Consider the following 5,398-nt stretch of genomic DNA (forward strand, 5'->3'; position numbering starts at 1 on the left):
TCGCGGTCAAGCACGCACCCCGAATGGGCGCCAGGTTGGCCACCGACATCCTTGCCGCCCTCGACGAGCAGGCCGTGGTGGTGCCCGGCACCGCGGCCGCCGAAACCGTTCTCCCCAAACTCGCGGATTCACTGAAAGAGACCCTGTTACAACGCAAAGCGGTCGCCGCGGACGTGGAGAGGGCCCTCGATGACCACCCTCTTTCCCCAGTCCTGACCTCGATGCCCGGCATCGGCGTCAGGACGGCAGCTCGGATCCTGATCGAGGTCGGCGACGGCTCCGCCTTCCCCTCCGCCGCCCACCTGGCGGCCTACGCCGGCATCGCACCGGTCACCCGAAAATCGGGATCCTCCATCCGTGGCGAGCACCCCGCCCGCTCCGGCAACAAGAAACTCAAACGCGCCCTGTTCCTGTCCGCCTTCGCCGCCCTCCACGACCCCACCAGTCGCGCCTACTACGACAAGAAACGGGACGAGAAGAAGAAACACAACGCGGCCCTGATCTGCCTCGCCCGACGCCGCTGCGACGTCCTCTACGCCATGCTCAAGAACAAGGAACTCTACCGGAATCCAACCCCCTCAGCGGCTTGACGAAAACCATAGGGACACACCCCTATCCGGAGTCTCCTGCGCCTAGATCGACCGTGAGGTCCTCGGTGTCGGCGAAGACCAGACGCCCGTCGTCAAGAGCCACCGCCCACCTATGCACAGGTGCCCAATCATGGCCGCGTCCAGCGGTGTCGGTCAGTTCGGCGTAGTCCTCGACGATCACGCCTGTCGCTGCCTCAGACGGCCTACGCACCAGCACTCGGGTGCCCACGCGCAACGCATCAGGTGACGCCGGTTCCTTCTCGCTCTCGTCACTCATGGACTGCATCTTTCTTCGGCTGCCCCTCGGAGCACAAGCATGACCTATCCGCGCCCACCAGACGAACTCACAACCACCGGCCGATCGGCGCCCAGGCCATGTGGGTTCACACGCGCGCCGGCCGCGCAGGTGACGAGCTGGCATACGGGCCGCCCACGGATCTCATTGCGGTCGGATTTCTCCGGGGCGAAGCGCGGAATAATCCGATGTTCCGCGGGTACTCCCGACCTACGCTGCACAGCGGGCTCGACGGCCCCGGTGGCAGCCAGGCCCAACGACCAGCGCTCCCCTTTCGCTGGCCGGAGGGCCGCTCGCCGCCGAGGCATCAAGAGCTCGCGCAGGCCCGTGGCCAGGGCGGCGCCCATAAAGTCTTTATCGAAACGGACACTGACCCGGTAGGTGAGCTTCGGTTTACCGGTGTGATCGAGCGGAAGACGTCTCGTCAAGTAGCGAATCGACAAGGTCCGCTGCCGCGGCGGTTCTTGCGACGTTCTTTGTTGTCCCGCTGCCGGTTGCTATGTGGTCCAGGTAGGCGACTTCGCACGTGAACACCGGCGCGTGGGCGGCGCCCTCCATTCTCACGGCCCACTGCGGGGAGGGATGGCCGTGGTGTTCGGCATGGCTGATCACCCAGGCGATCGGGTTCTTCTGCGCTCGCTCCCGCCGTCTCGACGCCTGGCCCGAATCCGAAACCATGGGTCCGCTGCGCGCTGATGCCGGCCGCGCCCGTACCCCTGCGTGCGTGGTGCTCGGGGGCACCGGCTGCGGATCGTCCCGCAGCGGAGAGCCGACCTCCGGATGGCTCTCCCCTGCCGCGACGGCCTTCGTCAGGCCCCACGCTGCGTCCTGCTCGGCTCGCTTCTTACTGCCCGCGGTGGCCCACGGCCCACAGACCTGACCAACCCGGAATCGGGCCGCGAACACCGGCGTGTGCGAGGGCCCGCGGTGATCGCCGTCGATCTCGGGCCGGTGCAGGCCCGGGTGCGCCTGCAGCCACATCGACACCACACTCGGCCCGAACTCCGGATGCGCCCGCGATGCCCAGTCGAAGACCTCGCGTCGGATCGGCGCCCAATTCTCCCCGGCTTCGAGCAACGTCACGATCGAGGTCACCGTCACGTCGTCGGCCTGCACGCGCCGGCGCAGCTCACTGACCACGTCACCGATCGGGTCACGTGCTGTTGCGGCCGCGAGCACCTTCGCCCACCGCTTCGAGTCGAGACCCTCGAGTTCGCCGGCGGCGACGACCTGCGCGGTCACCTTTCGATCGCGTGCCTTGAAGTGCGCTGCCTTCTCTTCCCGGTCCGCGGCGATCCGCCGGTTGATATCGGCGGCGAGGTTGCCCAGTTGCTCTGTCGTGTACGGGGCCGGCCCGGAGTCGAGATGGGCGAAGATCACCCGCTGGGTGATCAGGTCCGACACCCTACGCAGCGGCGACGTCGCGTGCGTGTACGCCGCCAACCGGAGACCGTGATGGCCATGCACCGTCGGTGCGTACGTGGCAGCACGATACGACGATTGCAGACGCGAACGCAGCTTCTCGAACAGCACTGGATCGGTCATCGCCACCGCAACCTCAGCCGCGAGGTCCTCGGTGCTGCCCGCCGTCACCGCGCTACGGTGATTGCGGAACAGGACCGGAAGATCCTCCTGCACACACCACATGGCGATCGCCTCGTTGGCTGCGATCATCAACTCCTGCACGATGACATATCCCACCGTCCGCACGTCCAGCGGGATCGGCGCGATCCCCCCTTCCTCAGTGGAGCCCCAGCCGTGCGCGAGATCATAGAGGGCGAAGACACCGGACCTGCGACGTCCCTGGAGCAGCACCTGCGCGGCGTCATTCGCGGCTCGCACGCCCTCGTGTAGCGGGTCGTCGACCGACCCGAGGATTTCGGTAATCTGCCCATGATCGACCGCGACGCACCTACCGGCCGGCACCCGCCCGCGATCGACGCTCACCCCGGACACCACCCCGTCCGCGGACAGATCTGCTAGTACCCGCAGCGTGGACCTCTCCGCTGTCTCGGTCAATGTTGCCGCCTGCTCGGTGTCGCGGCCAAGCATCGGCACCGTCCGACGGGACAGATACTTCGATTCACGGCGCAGGAATGCCGTCGCATCGGCGTCGGAACCTAGGGCCACGACGTCCGCGACCCCGGCGATGTGCACCTCCAGCTTCCAACCTGAACCGTCGGCGAGCTCGGTCACCGCGAACGCATCATCGCGATCGAGGGCCTCGGACCGATCCACCATCAACAACGGCACACCACTATTGGACACTGCGCCTCCTCAACCAGAAATCGGCAGCGACACTGCACCAGAAACCATCAGTACCAGCGACGGACATCAGTGTCGATCACCTCTTCCCTTCGACACGCCCACCGATCCGGCGGACTTGCGGCTACGCCGCCAACGCCCTGTTGAGGCAGCTTCGTCCCTGCCCACCCTGGTGTCCCCCACGCCCCTGGTGCCGGTCTCTTGCCCCTGAGCACCCGTTACTTCCGAATCTGACGACCACCGAAACGGGGGCCGCGCTGTACGGGAGCAGCTCCAGCGTGCACGAACACGCCCGACCAGCACGAACAAGACGACCACCTCGCTCAAAAGCGTAGATCTGGTCTAACACCCGGGCCGACAACCTAACGCGAGGCGCGCCGTGTATTCGGTGAGAGTTCACATTTGCCCTACCTGCCAGTGGACCTGCGCGGCTTGGGTACACCAATACGCCACCCCGTCACCAACTCCTCCGCCCGCCCTGCCGCTGGCCCCCACGGATGGAAAATGCTGTCGCTGAATCGAAGTCGGTCATGACTGGTTTATGGACGGATCCTACGATTGTGCCCGAACCGAGAGCCGCAGTGGCATATTTCTGAGTATGCCCAGGTACCTGGTAACGCTCGATGATGGAACATCGAGCGAGAAGACATTCGAATCAGACTTTCACGCGATTAACGAGACGCACCGGCCCCATCCACCCCGGCGCGGCATCGCCCAGATCGACCGTTACGACAAGGTCGGAACGCTGGTCCCGGTGTGGCCAGCCTCCACAACCAAGTCCAGCTGACCGCGGTGCGTAGCGCGCAAGCCCGGTCCTTCAGGGCCGGGTTAGCGCATCGACTTCGGCCTGCCGGGAGCGCGGGGCGGTCGCCGCTGCTGCTCGATGTACTGCCGGATGATCGAGATGGGTGCCCCGCCGCACGATGCGGCGAAGTAGCTCGGGGACCAGAGGTGTCCGTTCATCGAGTGTCGGTTCACCCATTCTCGGTACTGGTCGCGCAGGCGGCGTGCGGAGACGCCTTTGAGGCTGTTCACCAGCTTCGAGATTTGGATGGTCGGAGGGTATTCGATCAGCAGGTGCACGTGGTCGCCCTCCCCGTTGAACTCGACCAGCCGAGAACCGTAGTCGTCGCACACGCTGCGCATCACCTGTTCGCAGGTGGTCAGCAGCTCGTCGGTGAGGACTCCGCGGCGATACTTGGTAACAAAGACCAAGTGGACGTGCAGGGCGGAAAATACGGAGCGGCCGCGTCTGTATTCAGGTTCAGAAACCATAGACCAATGTTATTCTTTGGGTGTGCAGTTGCGATACCAGTACCGCGTCTATCCGACGCCCGGTCAGCAGGACATGCTGGCCCGGTCGTTCGGGTGTGCGCGGGTGGTGTTCAACGACTGCCTGCGCATCCACCAGGACGCGTATGCGTGCGGGGTGAGACTGTCGGATACCGCCGTGCAGAAGCAGGCAGTCACCGCAGCGAAGAAGACTCCGGAGCGGGCCTGGTTGGGCGAGGTCGCATCGGTGGTGCTGGTGCAGGTGTGTCAGGACGCGCGGCGGGCGTACCGAAACTGGTTCGACTCGCTCTCCGGGAAACGGAAGGGCCGCAAGGTCGGCGCGCCACGGTTCCGGTCCCGCCGGGACAATCGGCAGACGATCCGGCTGACCCGCAACGGGTTCTCGAATCGCCCGAACGGGAAGCTGTACGTGGCGAAGGTCGGCGAGTTGGAGGTCGCCTGGTCCCGCGATCTGCCCTCGGAGCCGTCCTCGGTGACGATCATCAAGGATGCAGCGGGCCGGTACTTCGCGTCGTTCGTGGTCGAGACCACCGACGAACCTCTGCCGCCGGTCGATGCGGAGGTCGGTATCGACCTCGGGTTGGCAACGTTCGCGGTCCTGTCGAACGGCAAGACGATCAGCTCGCCGAGGTTCCTGCGCCGTGCAGAACGCAAGCTCGGCAAGGCGCAGCGAGTTCTGTCGCGCAAGGAGAAAGGCAGCAACAACCGGGTCAAGGCACGTATTCGCGTCGCGAAGGCCCACGCCAGAGTGTCCGACGCTCGCAAGGACTGGGCGCACAAGCACTCCACGGCGATTATCCGCGAGAACCAAGCGGTGTTCGTCGAGGATCTGTGCGTCCGGGGGCTGGCGCGGACACGGTTGGCGAAATCGGTCCACGACGCCGGGTGGGGAATGTTCACCCGCATGGTGGAGGAGAAAGCCGCCCGCTACGGGCGCACCTTCGTCAAGGTGGAC

5 protein-coding genes are annotated in these 5,398 nt (G+C 65.5%); 2 read left to right on the forward strand and 3 right to left on the reverse strand.

Going from position 1 to position 5,398, the window contains the following annotated elements:
• Positions 1-590 (forward strand): transposase (locus AZG88_RS07890; RefSeq protein WP_156517445.1); only part of this gene is annotated, 590 nt, incomplete at its 5' end.
• Positions 591-612: 22 nt separating this feature from the next.
• Here the strand turns inward: AZG88_RS07890 and AZG88_RS07895 are convergent.
• From AZG88_RS07895 to tnpA, 3 genes are all read right to left on the reverse strand, one after another.
• Positions 613-867 carry a hypothetical protein gene (locus AZG88_RS07895; RefSeq protein ID WP_061697389.1) on the reverse strand — a complete coding sequence of 85 codons (255 nt, stop codon included), beginning with the start codon at positions 865-867 and terminating at the stop codon, positions 613-615.
• 411 nt (positions 868-1,278) lie between these two features.
• Positions 1,279-3,126: an RNB domain-containing ribonuclease gene (locus AZG88_RS07900; protein ID WP_197487796.1), complete on the reverse strand. Its 1,848-nt coding sequence runs from the start codon at positions 3,124-3,126 to the stop codon at positions 1,279-1,281.
• 852 nt (positions 3,127-3,978) lie between these two features.
• Positions 3,979-4,425, reverse strand: coding sequence for an IS200/IS605 family transposase (gene tnpA, locus AZG88_RS07905; protein ID WP_082833256.1), 447 nt, complete (start codon positions 4,423-4,425; stop codon positions 3,979-3,981).
• Positions 4,426-4,447: 22 nt separating this feature from the next.
• On the opposite strand from tnpA, the gene AZG88_RS07910 reads away from it, so the two are divergent.
• Positions 4,448-5,398: RNA-guided endonuclease InsQ/TnpB family protein (locus AZG88_RS07910; RefSeq protein WP_061697388.1), on the forward strand; the 951-nt coding region annotated here is incomplete at its 3' end.

The organism is Rhodococcus sp. LB1, from assembly GCF_001583455.1.
In the GTDB taxonomy this organism is placed as follows: Bacteria; Actinomycetota; Actinomycetes; order Mycobacteriales; family Mycobacteriaceae; genus Rhodococcus_F; species Rhodococcus_F opacus.